The following is a 1,324-nucleotide window of genomic DNA, read 5'->3' on the forward strand; positions in this document are numbered from 1 at the left end:
TAGTTACGCGGCCATGTCTTCAGTTTCCAGCGCGGCGTAGAAGTTTGCCTCGGCTTCCGCCGGCGGGATGTTCCCGATCGGCTCGAGCAGGCGGCGGTTGTTGAACCAGTCCACCCATTCAAGGGTGGCATATTCGACGGCCTCGAAGTTGCGCCACGGGCCGCGGCGATGGATGACCTCGGCCTTGAAGAGACCGTTGATCGTTTCCGCCAACGCGTTGTCGTAGCTGTCGCCGACGCTGCCCACGGATGGTTCGATGCCGGCCTCACCCAACCGCTCGGTGTAGCGGATAGACAGGTATTGCGACCCGCGGTCGGAATGGTGGACGAGCCCCGCGCCCTTGACTGGGCGGCGATCGTGGACAGCCTGTTCGAGGGCATCGAGAACGAAGCCTGCGTGCGCTGTTTGGCTCGCCCGCCAGCCAACGATGCGGCGCGCGTAGGCGTCGATGACGAAGGCGACATAGACGAACCCCCTCCAGGTGGCGACGTAAGTGAAATCGCTGACCCAGAGCATGTCAGGCGCGGGCACGCGGAACTGCCGGTTCACCTTGTCCAGCGGGCACGGGGCCTTCTTGTCGGGGGTGGTCGTCTTGTGCGGCTTGCCCCGGAGCGAGCCTTTGTCCGCCATTGGTCCGAGGACAATGGCGAGCGCCTTGAATACCCATGCCCTTCATCAGCCGAGCCACGGTGCACCGGGCGACGGTGAAACCCTCCCGATCCAGTTGATGCCAGACCTTACGCACGCCGTAGACACTCCAGTTCTCCTCGAAGATGCGCTCGATCTCGGGCCGCAGGACTGCGTCGCGCCGGGCTCGATCTGACAACCGGGCCGGATCGGCCCGCTTGGCCAGGTGATCGTGAGTCAGGTGGATGGGGCGATCGGCAGAACCCTGCAGATCGGCTCGACCCCGTGCGCCTCCCGATGATCGTCGATGAACCCGACCATCACTTCGACCGGCGGTCGAGCTCCGCCATCGCAAAATATGCGCTCGCCTTGCGCAGGATCTCGTTGGCTTGGCGCAGCTCCCGGTTCTCCCGCTCCAGCGCCTTCATCTTCTCTGCCATGTCGGTCGGGATGCCAGCGCGCTTGCCGCTGTCGACCTCGGCCTTCTTGACCCACTCGTTCAGGGTCTGGGGTGCACAGCCGATCTTCGCGGAAATCGACATGACCGCCTGCCAGCGCGATCCATGCTGACCCTGATTGTCGAGAACCAGGCGCACGGCACGCGCGCGCACTTCGGGGGAAAACTTGTTCGTCGTCTTGCTCATGATGCTCCATCCTACTCAGGAGTTGGAGCCTCCGGCAAACCCGGCGCGGTTCA

1 pseudogene and 1 other annotated feature are annotated in these 1,324 nt (G+C 64.1%); the pseudogene reads right to left on the reverse strand.

What is annotated here, in order from left to right:
- Positions 1-3: 3 nt before the first annotated feature.
- Positions 4-1,271 (reverse strand): annotated as a pseudogene (locus BLV97_RS20625) (IS3 family transposase).
- Positions 874-990: a sequence feature (AL1L pseudoknot), on the reverse strand. Its footprint overlaps the pseudogene before it by 117 nt.
- Positions 1,272-1,324: the final 53 nt, after the last annotated feature.

Origin of the sequence: Allgaiera indica, from assembly GCF_900106675.1 — a bacterium.
Lineage (GTDB): Bacteria > Pseudomonadota > Alphaproteobacteria > Rhodobacterales > Rhodobacteraceae > Acidimangrovimonas > Acidimangrovimonas indica.